Origin of the sequence: Cellulomonas sp. (assembly GCF_015234515.1) — a bacterium.
Lineage (GTDB): Bacteria > Actinomycetota > Actinomycetes > Actinomycetales > Cellulomonadaceae > Cellulomonas.
In genome coordinates, this window is sequence record NZ_JADGMY010000005.1 from 1 (window position 1) to 23,822 (window position 23,822).

The window sequence follows — 23,822 nt, forward strand, 5'->3', positions numbered from 1 at the left end:
CGACCTTGTGGAACTGGTGCACGCGGATGATGCCGCGGGTGTCCTTGCCGTACGACCCCGCCTCGCGCCGGTAGCAGGCGCTCCAGCCCGCGTACCGCAGCGGGCCGTCCGACAGGTCGAGGATCTCCCCCGAGTGGTAGCCGGCGAGCGCGACCTCGCTGGTCCCGACGAGGTACAGGTCGTCCGCCTCGAGCCGGTAGATCTCGTCGGCGTGCGCACCCAGGAACCCGGTGCCCGCCATGATCTCCGGCTTCACGAGCGTCGGGGTGATCGTCGGCGTGAAGCCGTTGCGCAGCGCGAGGTCCATCGCGGCGTTCAGCAGCGCGAGCTCGAGACGCGCCCCGATGCCCGTGAGGAAGTAGAACCGTGCACCGGAGACCTTGGCGCCGCGCGGGGTGTCGATCGCGCGCAGGCCCTCGCCGAGCTCCAGGTGGTCCTTGACGACGAAGTCCGGCCCGTACTCGGCCGCGAGGTCGCGGGGGGTGCCGACGTGCTCGAGGACCACGTAGTCGTCCTCGCCGCCGCTGGGGACGCCGTCCTCGATGACGTTGCCGATGCGGCGCGACAGCTCGGTGGCACGGGCCTCCGCCTGCTCGGCGTCACCCTGCAGCGCCTTGACCCGGGCGGCCAGCTCCTTGGTGTGCGCGAGCAGCGCCTGCTTCTCGTCGCCGGACGCCTGCGCGACCTGCTTGCCGAGGGACTTCTGCTCCGCCCGCAGCGTCTCGAACTCCGTCAGGGCCGAGCGCCGCAGCGCGTCGGCGTCGAGCACCTCGTCGACGAGGTGGGGGTCCTCACCGCGCGCCACCTGGCTGGCACGCACGACGTCGGGTTCCTGGCGCAGGAGCTGCAGATCGATCACCCCCCGACCCTACCGACCTCGCCCAGCGCATTCCCCCCGACGCCGCCGTCGGCCACCCCGGTGTGACGTGCGTCCGTCCGACCTGCGGGAAGGACCGCGCACCCGTAGATTGCGCCGCATGTCATGGGTCGAGTGGGTCGCGCTGGTCGCCGTCGTCCTGGCGCTCGTCGCCGTCGGGCTGGGCCTGTGGGTCTGGCGTCAGCAGCAGCGGCTCCACGCGCAGATCGCGCACCCCGCGCCCGCGCCGACGGCGGACGCCGAGCGCGCCCGCGGGAAGCTCGTGGCGTTCGTCGCCAACCCCTCCAAGCCCGACGTCGCCGAGCTGCGCGCAGCCGTCCGCAAAGCGGCCTCCGAGCAGTACCTGCCCGAGCCGATGTGGCTCGAGACGACGGTCGAGGACCCCGGCGTGGGCCAGGCGCGGCAGGCCGTGGAGGCCGGTGCGGACCTCGTGGTGGCCGTCGGCGGCGACGGCACCGTCCGTGCGGTCGCCGAGGCCCTCGCCGGCACCGGGGTGCCGATGGGGCTCATGCCGCTGGGCACCGGCAACCTGCTGGCGCGCAACCTCGACATCCCCCTGAACGACCCGCTGGCCGCGATGCAGCTCGCGCTCGACGGCAAGGACCAGCCGATCGACGTCGGGTGGCTCAAGGTCACGCGGTGGGAGTCGCAGGTCGACGACGACATCGCCGAGGCTGCGGACTCCCTGCCCGCCGACACGGACTTCCCCCGCGACCACATCTTCCTCGTCATCGCCGGCCTCGGGTTCGACGCCGCGATGGTCGCGGACACCGACAACGACCTCAAGGCCCGGGTCGGCTGGATTGCCTACTTCGTGGCCGGGGTGCGGCACCTGCACGGCCGCCGGCTGCGCGTCGACCTGACCCTCGACGACAAGGCCGCGCAGCACCTGCGCGCCCGCAGCGTGCTCATCGGCAACTGCGGCAAGCTGCCCGGCGGCATCACGCTGCTGCCCGACGCGATCATCGACGACGGCGTCCTCGACATCGCCGCGATCGACACCCGCGGCGGCATCGCCGGGTGGGCGCAGCTCTTCGGTGAGGTGGTGCTGCAGGGCGTCGGCGTGCGCAACGAGCTGCCCGCCAAGATCGGCCGCATCGACCACGCCCGCGCCCGCACGGTGCGGGTGGCCGTGCCGGGCGGTGAGCACGTGCAGGTCGACGGCGACATCGTCGGCCGCGCGAGCGAGATCACCGCCCGGGTCGACCCCGGCGCGCTCGTCGTGCGCGTCGCACCCTGAGCCCTGCCGCCCGGACGCCGCGGCCGCCTCCCGGTGGCGGGAGGCCGGGCCGCGGTCAGGCCGGGTCGCCGCCGCGCAGCCGGTCGAGCCACGCCCGCGCCTCGACGAAGTCCTGGTCCGACGTGCCCACGTGCACCAGCGGCGCGACCGCGTCGGCCCGCGGGTACGACCCGAGGAACCGCACGTACGGGCACCGGCGGTGCAGCCCCATGAGCACCTCACCCACGCGCTCGTCGGTGACGTGCCCCTCGGCGTCGATGGAGAACGAGTAGCGGCCCAGCGCGTCGCCGATGGGACGCGACTCGATGCGGGAGAGGTTCACGCCCCGCACCGCGAACTGCTCGAGCATCGCGAGCAGCGCACCGGCCTCGTTGTCCGGCAGGTGCACGACGAGCGTCGTCTTGTCCGCGCCCGTGGGTGCGGGGACCGGACCCGGCGGGCCGACGACGACGAACCGCGTCAGCGCCGACGGGTTGTCCGCGACCCGCTCGGCCAGCGGCTGCAGCCCGTACGTGGCGACGGCCGCAGGGGGGACGAGCGCGGCGTCGAACGCGAGCGCCCGTACCGCCGCCAGGTCCCCCGCCGCCTCCGCGAGCAGGGCCGCCGGGGCGGTGTTGCTCGTCGCGGGGACGTGCACGACGTCCGGCAGGTGGGCCGCGAGCCACCGGCGGCACTGCACCCACGCGTGCGGGTGCGCCGCGATGCGTCGGACGTCGGCGAGGTCCACGCCCGCCGGGGCGACGAGCGTGAACTGCACCGGCACGAGGACCTCGCGCTCGATGACCAGCGGCGAGCCCGCCGCCAGCGAGTCGAGCGTGGCGGTCACCCCGCCCTCGACGGTCGACTCGATCGCGACGACCGCACGGTCCGCCGTGCCGGCCCGGACTGCGGCGATCGCGGAACCCACGTCCGTCTGCGGCAGGTACACGGCCTCGTCGGGCGGCGCGACCTGACGCAGCGCCGCCTCCGTGAACGTGCCCGCAGGCCCCAGGTACGCGTAGCGCAGCACGGCGATCGACCCTCCCACCCGCGGGCGCGACGGCCCGTCGTCTCCTGCCCCGCGCGGCACCGGAGGGGTCCGGGGACGCGGTGCGACCGCGCGCGCGGCTCCGTCGAGCCTAGTCGGCGCCCTCTACCCTGGTGGGGTGCCCCGGTCCCTGCGCGCGCTCGCCGCTGCCCTGCTCGCCGCTCTCGCGGTGCTGCTGGGGAGCCCGGCGCAGGCCCTCGACCCGCCCGTCGCCGAGCCCGTGCCCGGCCCCGTGGTCCTCATCGGCGTCACGGGCCTGCGCTGGGACGACGTCGGGTCGCTCACGACGCCCGCGCTGTGGGGGCTGTCGCGCGAGGGCGCGGTGGGGGACGTCGCGACGCGCTCCGTGCGCGCGCGGGGCTGCCCCGCCGACGGGTGGCTCGCCGTCTCCGCGGGCAACCGTGCCGCCGACCTCCTCGCGGACGACAAGAAGTGCCGCACGCTGCGCGACCCGGGCGAGTCGGGCGAGATCCCCGGCTGGGACGACTACCTCGCGGGGGCACGGTCCGAGTCGTACGGCGCACGGCCCGGCATGCTGGGCGACCTGCTGGCGCGCACCGGCACCACCGCCACCGGCATCGGACCGGGCGCCGCCGTCGCGCTCGCGGGGTCCGACGGCGTGCCCGTCGGCGAGCACCTGCGCGTCCCCTCCGAGCAGCGCGGGCTCGCGCAGGCGGTGCGTGCCGCCGCCGAGGACTCCGAGCTGCTCGTGGTGGACGCCGGCGTGATCCGCGACCCCGGGCACGCGACCGTCCCGCGCCTGCCGTCCACGACGCCGAGCACGGTCCCCGAACCCGACGACGTCGCGCCCCCCGGCATGGGAGGCGCCGACGACGACCTGCCCGGGTCGGCGGCCATCGTCGAGCCGACGCGCGCGCAGCAGGCGGTCAACGTCGACGCCCGCATCGACGCCGTGCTGGACGGACTGTCGCGGTACGACGCCACGGTCCTCGTCGTGTCACTGGCCGACTCCGGCCGCTCCGCCCTGCAGGTCGCGGTCGCCACCGGCCCGCGGCCGCTCGGTCCGGGGTTCGCGGAGAGCCTGCTCACGTCGGGCTCGACCCGGCAGCCGGGCGTCGTGCAGGTCACCGACGTCACCCCGACGCTGCTGTCCCTGCTGCTGCTCGAGGACGAGGCACCCGCGCTGCCCGGCGCGCAGATCGTGCCGGTGCCCGGCCCCGCGACCGGCGGCGCGCGCGTGGCCCTGCTGCTCGACGTGCAGCAGGAGGCGAGCGCGATCGGGCTGGTGTACGGCTCGTTCTCGGCACGGCTCGTCCTGGCGCAGGCCGCGCTCTTCGTCGCCGCGGCCATCATCCTGGTCGCACGCGGCCGCGCCGACCGCGCTCCCCTGCGCCCCGCGCTGCGGGTCCTGAAGATCTGGGCGCTCGCGCTGGCGGCCGCGCCCGTCGCGTCGTTCCTCACCGGCCTCGTGCCGTGGTGGCGCGCGGACCGCCAGGTCGCGGCGTTCTGGGCCGTGCTCCTCGCGTGGATCGCCGTCATCACCGGCGCGGCGCTCGCGGGTCCGTGGCGCCGCCACGTGCTCGGCCCGGCGGGCGTCGTCGCGGGCGTCACGGTCGTGACCCTGGCCCTCGACGCCGTGACCGGCTCGACCCTCGTCATCGACTCCCCCATGGGCGCCCACCGGATCCTCGCCGCCCGGTTCTACGGCATGAGCAACCAGGCGTTCGCCCTGATCACGGCCGGCGGCGTGCTGCTCGCAGTGGTGGTCGCCGACACGTTGCTGCGCGCCGGACGGCGCAGGCTCGCCGTCGCGTCGGTGCTCGCCATCGGCGTCGTGCTCGTCGTGGTCGACGGGGCTCCCGCGTGGGGCGCGGACTTCGGTGGTCCGCCCGCGATCATCCTGGCGTTCGCCATGCTCGCGGTCGCCGTCAGCGGGCGGCGGGTGTCGTGGCGGCTCGTGCTCGTCGTCGGAGCCGTCGGCGTGGCCGTCGTCCTGGGGTTCGCCCTGCTCGACTGGATGCGTCCCGCCGCGGACCGCACGCACCTCGGCCGGTTCCTCGCCACCGTCCTCGACGGCGGCCTGTGGGACGTCGTGTGGCGCAAGCTCTCGGTGAACCTGCGCGTGCTGACGTCGTGGCGCTACCTGGTCCTCGCGATCGGCGGCGTCGCGCTGACGTGGCTCGTGCTCGCGGGCCCGCGCGCGCGCCGCGGCGGGCTGCTCGGCGCGGGCTCACCGCTCGCCGGCCTGCAGCGCGAGGTCCCGCTGCTGCGGCCCGCGGTCGCTGCGACGGGTGCAGCGCTGGCGGTCGGCTTCCTCATGAACGACTCGGGGATCGTCGTCCCGGCCACGGGCATCGCGCTCGCCGTGCCGTGCCTGGTCGCCGCGTCGGCGCAGTGGCGGCTGGGCGCGCGCACCGACGACGACACGGGTGGCGGCGACACCGACGCGGGTCATCCCCACGAGGGCGACCCGGACGCGGGGGACCCCGACGCGGACGTCAGCGACCCGGGCGCTGCTCCTGCGGCGACATCGTCTGCCTGACGCTCGACGCCGCAGCGCGCGCGCGACGGGCGTTCACCGCGAGCTGCACGTCCCGGTACTGGGCCGCCCGGTGCAGCTGGCCCTTGAGGTCGGTGCCCGACGGCCGGTGCCGCAGCTCGCACGGCACCTCCAGGACCCGGAACCCCAGGCGCAGCAGGTCGATCGTCATGCCGGCCTCGACGCCCCAGCCACGGGCGAGCGGCGTCGCGGCCTCGAACGCCTCACGCGTCAGGCAGCGCATGCCGGACAGCGGCTGCGTGGGCGTCCACCCGGTCATCGACGCGATGGCGCGGCGCGCGGCACCGACGACCAGCCCGCGCCCCCCGGCACCGGGCTGCGGCGGCAGCAGCGCGATCGTCAGGTCCGCGATGCCGTCCATGACGGGCGGCACGAGCGGCGCGGTGTTGACCGCCGTGTCGGCCAGGTCGCCGTCGATGAACAGCAGGTGGCGCGGCGGCCGGTCCGGGGCGTCGCGCATGGCGACGACGGCGGCACCCGTCTCCATCGCCGCGGCCTTGCCGCGGTTGTGCGAGTGCCGGACCACGACGGCGCCCGCCTCGCGTGCCACGTGCTGCGTGCTGTCCTCCGACCCGTCGTCGACGACGAGCACGAGGTCCACGTGCGGGATCGCGCGCGCCGAGCGCACGGTCGCGGCGATCCGGCGGGACTCGTCCTTGGCCGGGATGATGACGGCGACGCGCTGGCGCTGCTTGTTGCCACGGGCGGCACGCGCAGCGCGGTCGGCGGTCGCGACGGACGCGCTCGAGGAACCTGCGTCCGGGGTCGCGTCCGCCACCTGTCGAACGGCCTCGCTACCCGTGGGTGTCACGGTGCCCACCTTATCGACCGCAGGTGACAGGTCGCCTACCGGCCGGCGCGGCGACACCCGGACGGTGCCGTCAGCGCAACGTGACCTGCCGCGCGACCAGACCGGCGCGGGCCCGGCGGGCGTTCGCGTCCAGCGGCGTCTCGTCGGCCATCGCGGCCTCGAGGCGCGGCACGAAGTCGGCGAGGGGCTTCTCGATGTCGTCGGCCTCGGAGCCACGTGCCAGCTCCCACACCGGCACGACGATGCCGGCGGCACGGAAGTAGCCGATGAACTTGGCGTCGTCGAAGCCGGACTCGCGCTTCCCGTGCAGGCGCGACAGGCCGTCGAGGACGACCTGCTCGTCGGCGGGCTGGGCCCAGCGCAGGTACTCGCGGGAGCCCATGCGGCACCAGTACGCGGACTCGGCGGCGGCGAGGCGGCGCGTGTCGATGATGCCGGCGTCGGCCTCCTCGAGGGCGGCCTGCAGGTCGGGGGTGACGTCGGTGCTCGGGTCGAGCCAGTAGGCGAAGCTCTCCTGGACCGTGACCTCGAACGGCACGGACAGGTCGAGCACGTCCTGCAGGCGCGGACCCGGCGTGGGCAGGCCGATGGTCTCGATCGCGGTGCCCGGCTCGGCGTCCAGCGCGAGCAGCAGCGCGGTCGCGACGTCGCGGCTCGCGTCACCGGAGCTGGTGCCGGTCTGCAGCGCGACGAGCACCACGCCGTCGGTGCGGTGCAGCGCGGCCCAGCTGTTGGGCAGCACGGTGGTGACGACGACGTCGCGTGCGCCGTGCTCGGCGGTGGTGCGAGCGGTCGCGGTCGCGGCGGGCACCAGCTCGCGCAGCGCGACCCAGTCGGGCTCACCGGGGAGCCCCTCGAACGGGCGCAGCACGAAGTCGGGCGTGTTCTTGGCCATGCCCGCACCCTACCGACCCGCGAGACGTGCGGCCGACCGCGTGCGCCGTAGGGGTCGACTGCGGAAGGATCACCCCATGGATCCGCGCGCCGGCACCCTCGCCCAGCCTTCCGACCTCGTCGACCTCGACGCCCTGCTCTCCGCGTACCACGACCGCCAGCCCGACCTCGACGACCCCGCCCAGCGCGTCGTGTTCGGCACCTCCGGTCACCGCGGCTCCTCGCTCGACGGCGCGTTCAACGAGGCGCACATCGTCGCCATCACCGCCGCGATCGTCGAGTACCGGCGCGGTCAGGGGACCGACGGCCCGCTGTTCATCGGCCGCGACACGCACGCGCTGTCCGGACCGTCGTTCACCACGGCGCTGGAGGTGCTGGCGGCCGCGGGCGTCGAGGTGCACGTCGACGCCCGTGACTCGTGGACGCCGACGCCCGCGGTGTCGCTCGCGATCCTCACGCACAACGGCGCGGCGACGGGTGCGGGCGTCCGGACGCAGGGCCCCGGCCTGGCCGACGGGATCGTCGTGACGCCGTCGCACAACCCGCCGCGGGACGGCGGCTTCAAGTACAACCCGCCGCACGGCGGCCCCGCGGGGTCGGACGCGACCGGCTGGATCGCCGACCGTGCCAACGAGATCCTGCGGACCGGGTGGCGCAACGTGCCGCGGGTGAGCATCGAGCAGGCCCTCGCGGCGGACACGACCCGCCGGCACGACTACCTGACGTCGTACGTCGACGACCTGGCCAACGTGGTCGACCTCGACGCGATCCGCTCGGCGGGCGTGCGCATCGGCGCCGACCCCCTCGGCGGCGCGTCGGTCGAGTACTGGGGTGCGATCAGCGAGCGCTACGGGCTCGACCTGACGGTCGTGAACCCGCACGTCGACCCGCGCTGGGCGTTCATGACGCTCGACTGGGACGGCAAGATCCGCATGGACTGCTCGTCGCCGTACGCGATGGCGTCGCTCCTGGAGCGCATGCAGCCCGGCGCGGACGGCCGCGCGCCGTTCGACATCGCGACCGGCAACGACGCGGACGCCGACCGCCACGGCATCGTCACGCCCGACGCGGGCCTCATGAACCCCAACCACTACCTCGCCGTCGCGATCGCCTACCTGTACGGCGGCGCGCGGCCGGGATGGCCCGCCGGCACGGCGATCGGCAAGACGCTCGTGTCGTCCTCGCTGATCGACCGGGTCGCGGCGTCGCTGGACCGCCGGCTGCTGGAGGTGCCGGTCGGCTTCAAGTGGTTCGTGCCCGGCCTCATCGACGGGTCCGTCGGGTTCGGTGGCGAGGAGTCGGCCGGCGCGTCGTTCCTGCGCACCGACGGCACGGTGTGGACGACCGACAAGGACGGCATCGTGCCGGCGCTGCTCGCCTCGGAGATCCTCGCGACCACGGGCAAGAGCCCGTCGCAGCACCACGCGGAGCTCGTCGACCGCTTCGGGCGCTCCTACTACGCGCGCGTCGACGCGGCGGCCACGCGCGAGCAGAAGGCCACGCTCGCGGCCCTGTCGCCGGAGCAGGTCACCGCGACCGAGCTGGCCGGTGAGCCCATCACCGCCAAGCTGACGAAGGCGCCGGGCAACGACGCGGCGATCGGCGGGCTCAAGGTGACCACCGAGAACGCGTGGTTCGCGGCGCGCCCGTCGGGCACCGAGGACGTCTACAAGATCTACGCCGAGTCCTTCGTCTCCCCCGAGCACCTGGCCCAGGTGCAGGAGGCGGCCAAGGACGTCGTCGCCCAGGCCCTCCAGTCCTGACCCCACCCCACCCCGCCCCGCCGTGAGAGTGCAATCCAGCTCGTCCTGACGCAACTGGATCGCACTCTCACGCTCATGGGGGGTGGCGGCCCCACCCCGGGTCGTGAGAGTGCAATCCAGTCACTTTCACCACCCCCCTTGCGGTCGTGAGAGTGCAATCCAGTCGCTTTCACGCCCCTGGGCGCGGACTGGATTGCACTCTCACGCCTCTCCGGGGAGGGCGCGGACTGGATTGCACTCTCACGCCTCTCCGGGGAGGGCGCGGACTGGATTGCACTCTCACACCTCTCCGGGGAGGGCCCGGACTGGATTGCACTCTCACGCCTCTCCGGGGAGGGCGCGGACTGGATTGCACTCTCACGACCCGGGGTGGGGCCGGGGGGTGGAGCGGTCAGGCCGTGAGGCGGCCCAGGCCCGTGAACTCCCAGCCGGCTGCGCGCCACCGGTCGGCCGCCAGCTTGCCGCGCGCGTCGATGACGCGCGGGGTGCGGGTGAGGCCCGCGAGGCGCTGCGGGTCTGCCTCGACGAACTGCTTCCACTCCGTGAGGACGAGCAGCACGTCGGACCCCTCGACGGCCTCGTCGACGCTCGTGCCGTAGCCCAGCGTCGGGAAGGCGCGACGCGCGGTGTCGCCCGCCTCGGGGTCGTAGACCGTGACCTGCGCACCGCGCAGGTGCAGGGCCGCGGCCACGTTGAGCGCCGGCGAGTCGCGCACGTCGTCCGTCAGCGGCTTGAACGCCGCCCCGAGGACACCGATGCGCTTGTTGAGCACCGAGCCGCCGCAGGCCTCCAGGGCCATGTCGATGACGCGCTCACGCTGACCCATGTTGATCTCGTCGACCTGCTGCAGCAGCGCGGCCGCGCGGCTGGCGCCCAGCTCGGACGACCGGTGCATGAGGGCACGGATGTCCTTGGGCAGGCAGCCGCCACCGAAGCCCAGGCCGGCGTCGAGGAACTGCCGGCCGATGCGGACGTCGTGACCGAGCGCGTCGGCCAGGACCGTGACGTCGGCGCCGGCGGCCTCGCAGACACCCGCGATCGCGTTGATGAACGAGATCTTGGTGGCGAGGAACGCGTTGGCGCTGACCTTGACGAGCTCGGCGGTCGGCAGGTCCGTCACGACGACGGGTGAGCCCTCGGCGATCGGGGCCGCGTACACGGCGCGCATGACCGCCTCGGACCGCTCCGAGACGCCGCCGAGCACGATGCGGTCGGGGTGCAGGGTGTCGCCCACCGCCTTGCCCTCGCGCAGGAACTCGGGGTTCCACAGCAGCTCGGCGTCGATCCCGGCCGGGACCGTCGCGGCGACCAGCTCGCGCAGCCGCGCGGCCGTGCCGACCGGGACGGTCGACTTGCCGACGATGACGGCGTCCTTGGTGAGGTGCTGGGCGATGACGCGGGTCGCGTCCTCGACGTACGCGAGGTTCGCGGCGTGCGACGTGCGCTGCTGCGGGGTGCCGACGCACACGAAGTGCACGTCGGCGCCCGCGACGGCGGACGCGGCGTCGGTCGTGAACCGCAGGCGGCCGGTGGCCAGGGTCTTCTCCAGCAGCTCGGGCAGCCCGGGCTCGAAGAACGGGACCTTGCCGGCGGCGAGGGCGTCGACCTTGGCCTGGTCGACGTCCACGCCGACCACGTCGAAGCCGAGCTCGGCCATCGCGACGGCGTGCGTCGCGCCGAGGTAGCCGGTGCCGAAGACCGTGATCCTGATGTCCTGCGGGGCGGCGGCCCCGGCGGTACGGGCGGCGGTGGTGCGCTTGGTGCTCATGGGTCTCTTCTTCGTGTGAGGTGGTCAGGAGCCGGTGCCGAAGCCGGCGGAGGAGCGGCGGATGCCGTCGACGAAGGCGCGCTGCGAGTCCTCGCGCGAGGTGATCCGCCAGTCGTTGGTGACGCGCTGGCCACCGCTGATCGTCGTGACCGTGTGGTGGAACCAGGCGAACCCGACCACGTCGGCGTTCTGCGGTCTGGCCAGGGCCTCGAACAGGTCGGTGACCCACGCGGGCTTGTCGCCGCCACCGGTCTCGGACGCCCCGATCTCCGCCAGGAGGATCGGCTTGTCCGTGATGGCGCGCAGCTGCTCCAAGGACCGGTCGAACGTCCACGAGAAGGTGGGCGTCTGGTCCGCGTCGTACGGCGGGCGGTAGTAGCCCGACAGGCCGACCCAGTCGACGTACTCGTCACCGGGGTACAGGCTGCGCGTGTACTCCAGCGGCTGGTTCAGCTTGGGCAGGTTGTTGACGACGTTCGGCGCCCACACCCACAGCACGTGCTCGTTGGCGCCTTCCGCCTCGAAGATGTCGTGGACGTGCCGCCACATCCGCACGAAGTCGCCGCGGTTGTTGCCGTTGACCTGCTCGCCGTTCGTGCCCTGCTCGGCCCACGGGTACCAGCCGCCGTTCATCTCGTGGTTCAGGCGGATCGCGACCGGCAGGCCCAGCGCGGCGACGTCGCGTGCGTACTGGCGCAGGTAGTCGTCGAACGCGCCGTCGATGATGCGCGGCAGCGAGTACTCCGGCTCGGTCGGCTGGCCGTTGCTCGCCGCCATGGGCCGCGACTCCCAGGTCACCATGGGCAGGACGCCCTTGGTCCAGGACCGGGTGACGGCGTCCGGACGGAACGGGCTGTCCCAGCCCTGGAAGTACCCGCCGAGGTCCGGCTGGGCGCCGACGACGCTGGTGACCTCGTCGAACTCCGACCACGAGAACGGCGACTGCGCGGTGTAGAGGCCGAAGTACCGGTGCGTCGGGTGCACGATCGCGTCCCGGGGCGGTGCGGTCGGACGGACTGGCTTGGCGGCCTCGGCACGGGCGGCCGCCGCCTGCCGTGCGAACTCGACCTGCGCCTGGGCGACGGCCGCGCGGATGGCGGCGCCCTCCGCCTCGCCCCTCGCCGCGGCCAGCTGCCGCTCGAGCGCGGCCTTCTGCTGGGAGCGGGCCTGGGCGGCAGCCCTGTCGGCGGCGGCCTTCTGCCGGCCCTTGGCGGCGGCGGCAGCCTTCTCGGCCGCAGCCTTCGCCTTGCCCTGGTCCTGCGCCGCCGCCTTGTCGGCCGCGGCCTTCTCCTGGGCTGCGGCCTTCGCGGCGGCGGCCTTCTGCGTGCCGGACCGTGCGCCGGCGGCCCGCTCGGCCGCCGCCTTCTCCTGCGAGGTGCGCAGGTTCTCGATCTCGTCGTCACGGTCGGCGAGGATCGCCTCGAGGTCGGCCTTGTCCCGCAGGAGCTGCTTCTCGGCCGCCGTCCTCAACGGGCCGGGGGTGGCGCCGGACGGCGAGAGCCAGACGACACCGGTGATGACGCCCAGTGCGAGGGCAAGGACGAACGCCGACAGCTTGCCGACGACGCCGAGGTGGCCGTTCAGGGTCCACCAGTGCTTTCCGAGCGTGCGCTCAGACATAGACCACCGCCATGAGGGCGAACATGAGGAGACCGATCAGGTAGGGGACGAGGACGAGGGGGTTGCGCCGGCGTGGCGTCGCGGGCGCGGCCGGTGCCTGGGTGCGGACACGGCGGGCGGTGCGCAGGGCGACCCGGCCCGCGGGTGCGGTGCCGTCCTGCTCCGCGGCGCGCGACGTGGACGGCCCGGCCTGCGTCGGCACGAGCGACCGGTCCACGACGTCGACGGGCGCCGTGCGCGCAGGAGTGCTCGCGAGCTGCTCCATGAGGTCGACGTCGCCGGCGTCCTGCTGCCCGGCGGTGTAGGCCCCGGCGCGCGTGCCCCAGCCGGCCACGTGCGCCATCCGGAAGAACCCGATGAGGCGGATCGGCATGAGGAACAGCGTCGAGGTGATGATGAAGACGGGCAGGCGGAAGAAGTCCGACGGCTTCTCCTGCAGGTGGCGGATCTGCCGGATCGCCATGGACAGCACCGACGACACGACCATCAGGCCGATGACCCAGGCCAGACCCTGCATGCCGGTCGTGGTCTGCAGGATCGCCTGGTACAGGTTGATCCCCGTGCCGGAGATCCCGCGGTACACCCAGCCGGCGATGGTCCCGAAGAGCAGGAACGGCAGGATGATGTCGACGAGGAAGAAGATCGCCAGGACCGGCGCGTGGCCGAGCATCCAGGGCAGCATGCGCAGGGTGTTGTACTGGCTGCCGCGCGACCAGCGCAGCTGCTGCTTGTAGAGCTTCCTCAGCTCGAGCGGGGCGTCGGTGTAGACCAGGCTCGTGTGCTGGTAGACCGTGCGGTAGCCGGCCTTGAGCGTCAGGTTGGTCAGGGTGCGGTCGTCGGAGACCTCGAGGAAGACGCCGAGGAACTTCTCGGTCATGAACTTGTCCATGACCTGCATGAGGATGTGCCGGCGGAACGCGATGGTGCGGCCGGGGAGGCAGCCGACCTGGCCCAGCACGGACTGCGCGGGCATCGAGTACAGCGCCCGGGTGTTCTCGAGCCAGTCCGCCCAGCGGGTGATCCAGGAACGGTTGGGCTCGAGGATGCGCTGCCGGGTCGTGACGCCGCCGACGGACGCGTCGGCGAACGGCTTGACCAGCTCGGCGAGCGCGCCGTCCGTCCAGACGGTGTCGGAGTCGACGAGGACGGTGACGTCCCCGCGCGACATCTGGGTGCCGATCTTGACGGCGTTGCGCTTGCCGGGGATCGGCGTGTGCACGCGCTGCACGACGGGGCCGAACTCGTCGCACACGGCCTCGAGCCCCGGGTTGGGCGCGCCGTTGATGACGACGATGACCTCGTCGGGCTGCTGGTCGACGATGCGGCGCAGGACGTCGCGGAACAGGTCGAGCGGCTCGTCGACCACGGGGACGACGACGCTGGTGCTGATGTCGTAGGGGGCGGTGACCGGGCGGTAGCGCCGCGACAGCACCACCTTGAGGAGCCACAGAGCCCACACGACGGTCGAGAAGACGGCGAACAGGTAGATCTCGTTCTGCGCCTCGAACATGTGCCGTAGCTGGAGGATGAAGATGAACATGGGTCTCCTGTGCAGACCTTCGGACGTGGGGAGCTGGCCGACCTCGTCGACGTTGCAGCGGGGGACACCCGGGCAGCGCCCGGCTACCGGCCCAGGGGCCGAGGGCCGCGGGAGCTGTGGCGCCGGGGCGGGTGCGACCCGCCTCCGTCGTGCGCCGGTGCTGATGCGCCGCTGGTCTGCGGCGCGTCGTCGGTGGCTCTACCTTGCAGCCCGGCCCGGCCGTTGAGAACCACTTCAGACCTTCCGGATCGAAACGACGGATCGGACATATGTCCAGGTCGCTGGGGTACAAATCCGACGCGCCCGCAGGTCACCGCAGGAATTGCAGCCCGATGACGACGCCGCAGGTCAGCGAAAGATGTGACGTTAATCTCACCAAATGCGGATGAACTGGACGTCCGTTCAGAAGTCCGTTTCGCCCCGGCTCAACACATCTTCTCCTGAAAAGCACGCGGTGTCGTTGCTGAGTGATTCAGGCGCTTTTGGGCGGCCCTTGTTGGCCCCCGGTGGAGACGCCGGGCCGACGCACCCCGCGGACCGACGCCCGATGCGCACCTCGGGCGGACGATGTCCGTCGCGGATGCGACAGTGGAGCCATGCTCCAGCCCTACCGGGACGTCCTCGCGCGTCCTGGCGCACTCGCGTTCTCGGCCACCGGCCTCGTCGCCCGACTGCCCATGTCGATGGTCGGCATCGGCATCGTCCTCATGGTCTCGGCGCTGTACGACTCGTACGGCCTGGCCGGGCGCGTGTCCGCGGCGGTCGTGATCGCCCAGGCCGTCGGCGGACCGCAGCTCGCGCGCCTCGTCGACCGGCACGGCCAGGCGCGTGTCATGCGTCCGGCGATCGTCCTGTCGGCCCTGAGCCTGGTCGCGCTCGTCGTCGCCGCGTCGCTGCGCGCCCCCACCGCCTGGCTCTACGTGACCGCCGTGCTGGTCGGGGCGACCATCGGGTCGTTCGGGTCGCTCGTGCGGGCACGGTGGAACCACGCGCTCGGCGACGACCCGCGCCGTGTGCACACGGCGTACTCGCTGGAGTCCGCGGCCGACGAGCTCGTCTTCGTCGTCGGACCCGTCGCGGCGACGGTCCTGGCGACGAGCGTGTCACCCGTCGCAGGGCTGATCGTCCCGGTCGTCGCGATGGTCGTCGGAGGGCTCGCGTTCCTCTCGCTGCGCGACACCGAGCCGCCCACGGCGCCCGCGCACGAGCCGCGCCCGCGCGGCAGCGTGCTGCTGCGGCCCGCCATGATCGGCATCGTCCTGGTCTTCGTCGCCATCGGGGCGATCTTCGGTGCCACCGACGTCGCGACCGTCGCGTTCGCCGAGGAGTCCGGGCGCAAGGAGCTCGCGGGCGTGATCCTCGCCGTCTTCGCGCTCGGGTCCCTCATCTCCGGGCTGCTCTACGGCGCGCGGCACTGGGTCTCGCCGCTGCACCGGCGGTTCGCCATCGGCGTCGTCGCGCTGGCCCTGGGGGTCTGCGTCTTCTTCCTCGCGCAGTCCCTGTGGGTGCTCGCCGCGGCGATGTTCGTCGTCGGGTTCGCGATCGCGCCGTCCATCATCAACGGCAACGCGCTCGTCGCCGAGGTCGTGCCCCCCGGCCGGCTCACCGAGGGCCTGACCTGGGTCGGGACCGGCCTGAGCATCGGCGTCGCCGCCGGGTCGTCCGTCGCGGGCAGCCGCATCGACGCCGCCGGGTCGCACGCGGGGTTCCTGGTCGTGGTCGTCTCCGGTGTCGCCGCGCTCGTCGCGACGCTCGCCGCACTGCCCGCGCTGCGCCGCCACGCGACGCGACGCACCGACGCGCCCGCCACGTCGCGGGCCGCGGCACGGGACGCCCGCTCGATCGAGGACGAGCCGCCCAGCGCGACCGCGGGCGCGGCCGTCGCGGCGTGCGAGCTCGCGACCGACCGCACCACCGGCCCCCGCGGCGACAGCACCGACTGACGCTGCGGGTGCGCGGCCGTACGCCACGGCACACGATGCGGTGCACCCGCACCCGCACCCGTCACCGGACCCGACGCAGGTCCGCCCGCCCTGCGGCAGGCGTTCGCCCACGACGGCCCGGCGCTGATCGACCTGGTGACGGACCCCCGAGCACGGTCGATCCCGCCGAAGATCACGCGCAAGCAGGTCACGGGGTTCACCGCGGCGATGAGGACGGAGGTCCTCGGCGGCGGGCTCGGCGAGGTCGTGGCGACGGCGCGGTCGAACCTGCGCAACGTGCCGCGGCCGTGGTCTATCGATAAGCATATGTTGATTTGCTAATCTTCACGCGACGACGACGTACCGATCCGTGAGGAGCACCGCCCGTGGGCCGCTGGGAGCGCGTGACCGTGCAGCCCGACTTCCAGGGCCTCACCCGACGCGAGAGGACCGGTGGTACCTACCTCAGGTACCACCCCGATCCCATGCCGACCGAGCGGAGCGTGGTGAGCCCTGACGTGAGCGAGCTCGTCACGGACGCGTCCACGGCCGTGGCCACCCTGGGACAGCGCCTGCGCGGCAGGCCGGTGCCTCTGCTGTTCGCGACGCTTCTGCGCTCCGAGTCGCTCGCCTCCTCGTGGATCGAGGGCTTGCGCGAGACCCCACGCAACGTCATGGCGGCCCGGCTCGCCGATGTCGAGGGCACGCCCGGCACGGCACGGGACGTGCTGAGGAACATCGATGCGATGGCGTCGGGGATCGCCGCGCTGCGGAGCGCGACCTGGACCCATGAGGACATCCACGCGATCCATGCGACGCTCCTGCCGCGCGAGTCGCAGGGCCGGTACCGCACCGACCAGGTGTACGTCGGAGGGCGGACGCCGCTCACCGTGTCGTACGTCGCACCGCCGCACGACGAGGTGCCCGACCTCATGGCGGACCTGCTCCGTTACGTGGCGACGACGGGCGACCCCCCGCTCGTGGCCGCTCTCCTCGTCCACGCGCAGTTCGAGACCATCCACCCCTACGAGGACGGCAACGGCCGCACGGGCCGGGCACTCTTCCACGCCGTCCTCGCACGTGCAGGGCTCGTCGACCAGGGCGTCCTGCCGCTCTCCCTCGTCCTGCGCGACGACGTCGAGGCGTACGTCGCCGCCCTCACCGCGTACCGGCCAGGTGCGAGCGGTGCGGGTACCGCGGCGGAGGCCAGGCATGCGTACCTGCGCACGATGCTCGACATGGTGACCGACGCCGCGCGGATCGCGGGCGACATGATCGACGAGGTGGCGGCGGTCCACGCGCGGTGGACGCCGTATGTCGAGCGGCTGCGGACCGACTCCAGCGTCCACCGGCTCCTCGACCTGCTGGTCGAGCAGCCGGTCGTCACCCCAGGTCTCGTGCAGGACCGCCTCGGGGTGTCCCGCGTGACCGCCAACACCGCGCTCACCGAGCTGGTCCGGGTCGGCGTCGTCCAGCGCGCCGGGCACCGCTTCAAGCGGCAGCACGTCTACCAGGCGGGCGACGTCCTGGCACTGATGGACGCGTACGTCCCCGGCCCTGCGACCGTCACCTTGCCGCCACCGCCCGCGGTCCCGAGACGTCGGTACGGCGGCGAACGGTGCGGCCACCTGCTCCCGCGCAGACACGTCCCCTGCACGCTTCCGCTGGGGCACCCTGGCCCGCACCGGGCGCCCTGACCCGGGCGACCCAGCCCGGCACCCCCCGTCAGGGCGTCGGGTGGCGCGCGTCGTAGTCCCAGAACGTGCGCTGCGCCCGCACCAGAACCCACAGCAGCACGACGCACGCGGCCCCGCCGATCACCGCCGCACCACCCTCGCCCACGCGCGTCGACAGGGCGCCGAGCACCAGCTCGCCCAGGCGCGGGCCGCCCGCGACGACGACGACGAACACGCCCTGCAGGCGGCCGCGCATGTGGTCGGGGGTCGCGGTCTGCAGGATGGTCTGCCGGAACACCGACGAGACCGCGTCCGACGCCCCGGCCAGCGCGAGCGTCACCACCGCGAGCGCCAGCGCGACCGGCAGCACGCCGTCGGGCGTCGTGCGGCCGGCGGTGACGAGGACGGCCCCGAAGGCGACGATCGACAGGCCCCACGCTGTGATCGCGCCGGCGATGACGCGTCCCTGCCAGCGCACGCGCGCCAGACCACCGGAGAACAGGCCCGCGAGGATGCCGCCGGCGGCGATCGCAGCGGTCAGGACGCCCGTGGTCGTCTCGCCGCCGCCGAGGTAGAGGACACCCACGGCGGGGAACAGCACGCGCGGCATGGCGGTCACCATCGCGACGACGTCCACGAGGAACGTCATCCGCACGTTCGGCTGCGTGCCGAGGTAGCGCAGGCCGTCGACCACGGACCCCAGGCCGAGGCGCCGGCGGCGGTCGTCGGACGGCTCGGGCGGGACGGGCGGGAGCCGCAGCAGCGCCGCGAGCGCGAACGTGAACAGCACGGCGTCCACGGCGTACGCCCACACGTACCCGATGCCCGCCACGAGGGCGGCCCCGGTCAGCGGGCCCACCGTCAGCGCGACGTTCCAGCCCATGGTCTGCAGCGCGTTGGCCGCGGGCATGAGGCGCGCCTCGAGCAGCCGCGGGATGATCGCCGACCGCGCGGGCGAGTTCACGGCACCCGCGGCCGACTGCACCGCCACGAGGGCGTACAGCACGCCCACGTGCTCGTTGCCGACCGTGGCCTGCGCGACGAGCGCGAGCACGGCCACCCAGGACACGACGGACGCGACGACGGCGACCTTCCGGCGGTCGTAGTGGTCGACGAGCGCACCGCCGTACAGGCCGAACACGATCAGCGGCACGAGCGCGCAGATCCCGAGCACGCCGACGGCCAGCGTGGACGCGGTCAGCGCGTAGACCTGCAGCCCCACCGCGACGACGGTCAGCTGCGACCCCAGGTTCGCGACCGACAGGCCCAGCCACAGGCGGCGGAACGCGGGGCTGACCCGCACCGGGGTCAGGTCGACGAGCAGCGAACGCACCGCAGCACCCTACGTTGCTCGGGGCAACCGCCCGCGGGCGGGAACGGCCTGCGGGCCCGGGGCGGCCGGGGCCGTCAGACGAGCGCGGCGAGCGCGTCCGCGACGACGCGGTCGGCCGGACCCGCGACGGGCACGACCACGCCGTCCTCGTCCGGGCCGAGGGGCTCGAGGGTCGCGAGCTGGGACTCGAGCAGGCTCGGGGGCATCCAGTGACCGCTGCGGAGCGTGATCCGCTCGCGCAGGGCGTCGGCGGGCACGTCGAGCAGCACGAAGCGCACGCGCCCGTGCGCCTCGCTCAGCACGTCGCGGTAGGCACGGCGCAGCGCGGAGCACGCGACCACCGTGGAGGTGCCGGCCGCCGCGTGGGCGCTCATGGCGTCGCGCACGATCTGCAGCCAGGGCCACCGGTCGTCGTCGTCGAGGGGGGTCCCGGCGGTCATCTTGGCGACGTTGACCTCCGGGTGCAGGTCGTCACCCTCGAGGAACGGGCGGGCGAGCCGGTCGGCCACCGCCTGCCCCACGGTCGACTTGCCGGTTCCCGACACACCCATGACCACCACGTGCTCGACGTCCACGCGCCTACCCTGCCATCCCCGGAGCCCGGGGCCGGCCGGGACCCGGCGCACGCGCGGGGTCCCGGCCGGCGGGTGCGTCAGGCGCGACGGGTCTCCGGGTTGGCGTCGTCGGCGTCGACCAGCGGGCCGTCGGTCGGCTCCCACGACGACGTGTCGTACGACCGCTCGCCGTCCGACTCGTCCGACGAGCCGGAGAACCTCGACTTCGCCGTCGACACCGCCTTGTCCTTCAGGGCGCCGCCCTGCGTCTTCGCGAACTCCGTGGTCGCCCGCTCGGCGTCGTGGACGTAGCCCTGCACGCGGGGGTCGTTCCACGTGTCCGACGCCCAGGTCTTGATCTTCTCGAACTGCTGACGGCCGGCGCGGGTACCCAGCAGGTAGCCGACCCCGGCGCCGAGCACGAACGTGAGCTTGCCCTTCATGGGTGTCCTCCTTCGCACCGGCCGCTGCGGACCGGTGGTCGTGTGGTCGTACGAGGGCGGGCGGGCGGACCGGTGCGGCAGCGGGTCGTCGCCCCACCGGGCCACGTCGCCGGAGGCACCGAGCGTAGGGCCGCGACGGTCCGCCCGCGCGGTGAGCGCCGTGGGCGCCGGGCCCCGGCCTCGACGCGCGGCGACGGCAGGGCGGCGCAAGACTGACGAGCAGACCGGCCGCCCGGCCGGCTGACCCGGAGGCTGCCATGGTCGCCACCTCGCCCGCCCCCACCCCGGCGCTCAAGCGCTCGGTCGGCCGCCGGATGCTGCTGGTCTTCGTCATCGGCGACATCCTCGGCGCCGGCATCTACGCGCTCACCGGCAAGGTCGCCGGACAGGTCGGCGGTGCCATCTGGATCCCGTTCGTCCTCGCGTTCGGGCTCGCGGCGCTGACGGCCACCGCGTACGCCGAGCTCGTCGGCCGCTACCCCCGCGCCGCCGGGGCCGCGGTGTACGCGCAGCGCGCGTTCGGGCGGCCCTTCGTGACGTTCCTCGTGGCGTTCGCCGTGCTCATGAGCGGCATCACGAGCGCGAGCGCGGCGGCACGGGCCTTCGGCGGTGACTACCTGGCCGAGCTGGTCACCGTCCCCACGCTCGTCGCCGCCTGGGTCTTCGTGCTGGTCATCGCCGTGGTCAACGCCGTCGGCGTCTCGGAGTCCGTGCGCGTGAACCTCGCGCTGACGGTGATCGAGGTGACGGGCCTCGCCGTGATCCTCGTCATCGGCGCGCGCGCGTTCCTGTCCGGCGAGGGCGACCCGGGCAGGGCCATGACGCTCAGCAGCGACGGACCGGTGTGGATGGCCGTGCTGGGCGGCACCGCCCTGGCCTTCTACGCCCTGCTCGGGTTCGAGGACTCCGTCAACCTGGCCGAGGAGTGCCAGCACCCGCGCAGCGACTTCCCGCGCGCGCTGTTCGGCGGCATCCTCGTCGCCGGCGTGATCTACCTCGCGGTCGCGTTCACGACGTCGATGCTGGTGGACACCGCGACGCTCGCCGAGTCCACCGGCCCGCTGCTGGAGGTGGTGCGGGTCGCGGGCCTGGTGTTCCCGCCGTGGCTGTTCGCGGTCATCGCGCTCGTCGCGGTGTCGAACACCGCGCTCATCAACATGATCATGGCGTCCCGCGTGGTCTACGGGATGTCGCGCGAGGGCATCGTGCCGGGGTGGCTGGGCCGCGTGGACCGCCGCCGCCGGACGCCCTGGGTGGCGATCGCCTTCACGACCGTCGTCGCGCTCACCCTCGTCAGCACGGGCGACCTGTCGGGCCTCGCGGACACCACCGTGCTGCTCCTGCTGCTCGTCTTCGCCGTGGTCAACGTCTCGGTGCTCGTGCTGCGGCGACGCCCGGAGGACCGCGACGCCCGGATCGACGGCGACGGCCCGCGCGGCTTCCGGGCACCTACGTGGGCGCCCGTCCTGGGTGCGGTCGTGTCGCTCGTCCTGGCGTCCCCGCTCACGGGACGGTCGTTCGACGTGTACGCGCGCGCCGGGCTGCTGCTCGGCATCGGCGTCGTGCTGTACGTCGTCAACCGGCTGTTCGTCGGACCCGCCCGGCAGGCGGAGGCGATCGACGCCTCCGCCGCGACCGAGTCGTCCTGACCAGGGCCCTGCCGTGAGGTGATGCATGGACGACCCGGTCGTGTTCGCCGTCCTCGCCGTCCTGGTGATCGTGGCCGTCACGTCGTTCGCCCCCCGTGTGGGGGTCGCCGCGCCGCTGCTGCTCGTGCTCATCGGCATGGGTGTGAGCCTGCTGCCGTTCGTTCCGGCGATCGAGGTCGAGCCCGAGCTGATCCTCGCCGTCGTGCTGCCGCCCCTGCTGTACTCGTCGGCCACCAACATGCCGACCATGGACTTCCGGCGGGACCTGCGGACGATCTCCGCGTTCTCCGTCGTGCTGGTGGTGGTGTCCGCGGTCGTCGTCGGGTTCGTCCTGGACGGGCTCGTGCCGGGGATGGGCCTGGCGACCGGCATCGCGGTCGGCGCCGTCGTCAGCCCCACCGACGCGGTCGCGACGTCGATCGTCCGCAAGGCCGGCGTCTCACCGCGCATCGTCACCGTGCTGGAGGGCGAGTCGCTGCTCAACGACGCGTCCGCGCTGGTGCTGCTGCGCTCGGCGATCGTCGCGACGGCCGGCACGGTGTCGCTGTGGGGCGTCGCCGGGGACTTCGTGTACGCCGTGGTCGTCGCGGTCCTCGTCGGGTACGTCGTGGGACGCCTGCACGTCTGGGCACGCGGCCACCTGAGCCAGACGACGTCGAACGTCGCGCTGTCGTTCGTCGTGCCGTTCGTGGCGTTCCTGCCCGCGGAGCACCTGGGCGCCTCGGGGCTCGTCGCGGCGGTGACCGCGGGACTGGTCACCGGGTCGGCCGCGCCGCGCGCGCTGCGGGCCCGGGACCGCGTCACCGAGCACGCGGTGTGGCGCACGATCGAGCTGCTGCTCGAGGGTGCGGTGTTCCTCGTCATGGGCCTCGAGGTGTTCGCCCTGGTGGAGGACGTGGAGCACGCGCACGGCAGCGTGTGGACGGCTCTCGGGCTCGGCGCGGTCACCGCGACGCTCGTCGTCGCGCTGCGGTCCGTGTTCGTCGCGTGGTCGGTGTGGGAGCTCTCGCGCCGGGCCGACCGCACCCCGCAGGTGCGGGACTGGTTGACGCACGCCCAGGCGCGCCTGGACGCGGGCGAGGCGGTGTCACCACCGGCCGCCGGGCGGCGCGGCCGCGCCGGGCGCAAGCCCGCGCAGGGCCCCGAGGCACGCAGGCGCGTGCGCCGGCGCATCGCCGACATCGACTACCTGACGGCCGAGCGGTTCGGGCCGCGCGAGGGGGTCGTGCTGGTCTGGGCGGGCATGCGGGGCGTCGTGACGCTGGCAGCGGCGCAGTCCCTGCCGTCGGACACCCCCCAGCGGTCGCTCCTCGTCCTGGTCGCGTTCGTCGTCGCGGCCGGCACGCTGCTCGTCCAGGGCGCCACGCTGCCGTGGGTCGTGCGACGCCTGGACCTGACCGGCCGCGAGGAGGACGACGGCGAGGCGCTCGCCGCGCTGCACGGTGAGCTGCGGCGGGCCGCGGTCGAACGCCTCGACGACCCGCGCCTGCGGCAGCCCGACGGCACGCCGTACCCGCCGTCCGCGATCGAGCAGGTGCGCGAGCGGGTGATCGCGCTCGACACGGCGGCCGAGGAGGATGCCGAGCTGGCCGCGCGCGACCGGGCCACCGACCTGCGGCTGCAGGTGCTCGTCCTGCAGGCACAGCGTGCCGAGCTGCTGCACCTGCGCGACCTCGGCACGTACCCGTCGGCGGCGCTGGGGCGCGCGCTGGCGGAGCTCGACGCCGTGCAGATCGGGCTCGAGCTGCGGTCGTGACCGGCGCCCGGCTCCCGGCGTCAGAGGCCCGGGCGGGGCAGGTCGGCGAGCCAGGCGCGCACGGTCGCCTCGGCGCCGTGCAGGAGCTCCAGCACCGACGCCTGCGCGGCTGGGTCGTCGTGCAGGAGCCCGGCGACGACGCCCACGGCGGCGGCCGTCGTCAGCAGCGCGAGCGCCACGTCGCGGACGACGTGCCCGCGGCGGGCGGTGCCGTGCCGTGCCGTGGTGCCGCCGGAGCGCGTGTGCTGCGGCGGGCGCACCCACCCGGGGTCACGCGCGTGGTGCGCGGTCGCACGCCGGGGACGGCCCTGTCCGCGGCGGTCGACGATGGTCGCCATCCGGGCAAAATAGACAGATCACCCACGGGGCGCACCCCTCCCACGGCGAGTTGCCTGCAGACTCACCTGGACGAGTGACCTGCTCGACAC

At 73.8% G+C, this 23,822-nt stretch carries 18 protein-coding genes and 1 pseudogene; 8 read left to right on the plus strand and 11 right to left on the minus strand.

The annotated features are described in order from the left end of the window. On the minus strand, positions 1 to 859 hold an 859-nt coding region (locus tag IR158_RS01150; protein ID WP_291808403.1), incomplete at its 3' end, for an aminoacyl--tRNA ligase-related protein. A gap of 118 nt (positions 860 to 977) precedes the next feature. Here IR158_RS01150 and IR158_RS01155 point away from each other — a divergent pair. Further along, a complete protein-coding gene (locus tag IR158_RS01155; protein ID WP_291808406.1) occupies positions 978 to 2,117 on the plus strand; it encodes a diacylglycerol kinase family protein in 1,140 nt (379 codons plus the stop codon). A gap of 55 nt (positions 2,118 to 2,172) precedes the next feature. Here IR158_RS01155 and pheA read toward each other — a convergent pair whose 3' ends face one another. After that, positions 2,173 to 3,123: a prephenate dehydratase gene (gene pheA, locus IR158_RS01160; RefSeq protein ID WP_291808489.1), complete on the minus strand. Its 951-nt coding sequence runs from the start codon at positions 3,121 to 3,123 to the stop codon at positions 2,173 to 2,175. A 139-nt stretch (positions 3,124 to 3,262) separates the two neighbouring features. On the opposite strand from pheA, the gene IR158_RS01165 reads away from it, so the two are divergent. Then, positions 3,263 to 5,647, plus strand: coding sequence for a hypothetical protein (locus tag IR158_RS01165; protein WP_291808409.1), 2,385 nt, complete (start codon positions 3,263 to 3,265; stop codon positions 5,645 to 5,647). Here the strand turns inward: IR158_RS01165 and IR158_RS01170 are convergent. Beyond that, the gene (locus IR158_RS01170) at positions 5,604 to 6,476 is read right to left on the minus strand and encodes a glycosyltransferase family 2 protein (protein WP_291808412.1); all 873 of its coding nucleotides are present in this window, start codon (positions 6,474 to 6,476) and stop codon (positions 5,604 to 5,606) included. The genes IR158_RS01165 and IR158_RS01170 overlap by 44 nt on opposite strands. A gap of 70 nt (positions 6,477 to 6,546) precedes the next feature. Then, positions 6,547 to 7,371: a DUF5926 family protein gene (locus tag IR158_RS01175; protein WP_291808415.1), complete on the minus strand. Its 825-nt coding sequence runs from the start codon at positions 7,369 to 7,371 to the stop codon at positions 6,547 to 6,549. Positions 7,372 to 7,447: 76 nt separating this feature from the next. On the opposite strand from IR158_RS01175, the gene pgm reads away from it, so the two are divergent. Next, complete coding sequence (gene pgm / locus IR158_RS01180) at positions 7,448 to 9,133, plus strand: phosphoglucomutase (alpha-D-glucose-1,6-bisphosphate-dependent) (RefSeq protein ID WP_291808417.1); 1,686 nt, start codon at positions 7,448 to 7,450, stop codon at positions 9,131 to 9,133. 391 nt (positions 9,134 to 9,524) lie between these two features. On the opposite strand, the gene IR158_RS01185 is transcribed toward pgm, so the two are convergent. Genes IR158_RS01185 through IR158_RS01195 form a run of 3 tightly spaced genes read right to left on the minus strand, consistent with a single transcriptional unit; the run spans position 9,525 to position 14,061 of the window. After that, positions 9,525 to 10,901, minus strand: a complete 1,377-nt coding sequence (locus tag IR158_RS01185; RefSeq protein ID WP_291808419.1) for a UDP-glucose/GDP-mannose dehydrogenase family protein — start codon at positions 10,899 to 10,901, stop codon at positions 9,525 to 9,527. Positions 10,902 to 10,925: 24 nt separating this feature from the next. Further along, positions 10,926 to 12,521: a glycoside hydrolase family 26 protein gene (locus tag IR158_RS01190; protein ID WP_291808423.1), complete on the minus strand. Its 1,596-nt coding sequence runs from the start codon at positions 12,519 to 12,521 to the stop codon at positions 10,926 to 10,928. Then, on the minus strand, positions 12,514 to 14,061 hold the full coding sequence (locus IR158_RS01195) for a glycosyltransferase family 2 protein (protein ID WP_291808425.1): 1,548 nt from the start codon (positions 14,059 to 14,061) through the stop codon (positions 12,514 to 12,516). The genes IR158_RS01190 and IR158_RS01195 overlap by 8 nt, the downstream gene beginning before the upstream one ends. Before the next feature lie 596 nt (positions 14,062 to 14,657). Between IR158_RS01195 and IR158_RS01200 the strand changes: the two genes are divergently transcribed. From IR158_RS01200 to IR158_RS01210, 3 genes and pseudogenes are all read left to right on the plus strand, one after another. Further along, positions 14,658 to 16,004, plus strand: coding sequence for an MFS transporter (locus tag IR158_RS01200; RefSeq protein ID WP_291808426.1), 1,347 nt, complete (start codon positions 14,658 to 14,660; stop codon positions 16,002 to 16,004). A gap of 87 nt (positions 16,005 to 16,091) precedes the next feature. Further along, positions 16,092 to 16,325: pseudogene (locus tag IR158_RS01205) on the plus strand (hypothetical protein); the annotation flags it as partial. 143 nt (positions 16,326 to 16,468) lie between these two features. Beyond that, positions 16,469 to 17,680, plus strand: coding sequence for a Fic family protein (locus tag IR158_RS01210; RefSeq protein ID WP_291808427.1), 1,212 nt, complete (start codon positions 16,469 to 16,471; stop codon positions 17,678 to 17,680). A 28-nt stretch (positions 17,681 to 17,708) separates the two neighbouring features. Here IR158_RS01210 and IR158_RS01215 read toward each other — a convergent pair whose 3' ends face one another. From IR158_RS01215 to IR158_RS01225, 3 genes are all read right to left on the minus strand, one after another. Next, the gene (locus IR158_RS01215; RefSeq protein ID WP_291808429.1) at positions 17,709 to 18,992 is read right to left on the minus strand and encodes an MFS transporter; all 1,284 of its coding nucleotides are present in this window, start codon (positions 18,990 to 18,992) and stop codon (positions 17,709 to 17,711) included. Between the two features lie 74 nt (positions 18,993 to 19,066). Further along, on the minus strand, positions 19,067 to 19,567 hold the full coding sequence (locus IR158_RS01220; RefSeq protein ID WP_291808431.1) for a gluconokinase: 501 nt from the start codon (positions 19,565 to 19,567) through the stop codon (positions 19,067 to 19,069). Positions 19,568 to 19,644: 77 nt separating this feature from the next. Then, entirely contained in the window at positions 19,645 to 19,989 is a 345-nt protein-coding gene (locus tag IR158_RS01225; protein WP_291808433.1) for a YtxH domain-containing protein, read from the minus strand. Positions 19,990 to 20,246: 257 nt separating this feature from the next. On the opposite strand from IR158_RS01225, the gene IR158_RS01230 reads away from it, so the two are divergent. Together IR158_RS01230 and IR158_RS01235 are read left to right on the plus strand one after the other, a co-directional pair. Continuing rightward, the gene (locus IR158_RS01230) at positions 20,247 to 21,638 is read left to right on the plus strand and encodes an APC family permease (RefSeq protein ID WP_291808434.1); all 1,392 of its coding nucleotides are present in this window, start codon (positions 20,247 to 20,249) and stop codon (positions 21,636 to 21,638) included. Between the two features lie 25 nt (positions 21,639 to 21,663). Beyond that, positions 21,664 to 23,394: a sodium:proton antiporter gene (locus tag IR158_RS01235; RefSeq protein ID WP_291808436.1), complete on the plus strand. Its 1,731-nt coding sequence runs from the start codon at positions 21,664 to 21,666 to the stop codon at positions 23,392 to 23,394. A 20-nt stretch (positions 23,395 to 23,414) separates the two neighbouring features. Here IR158_RS01235 and IR158_RS01240 read toward each other — a convergent pair whose 3' ends face one another. Then, positions 23,415 to 23,732: a hypothetical protein gene (locus IR158_RS01240; protein ID WP_291808438.1), complete on the minus strand. Its 318-nt coding sequence runs from the start codon at positions 23,730 to 23,732 to the stop codon at positions 23,415 to 23,417. Between the last annotated feature and the right edge of the window lie 90 nt (positions 23,733 to 23,822).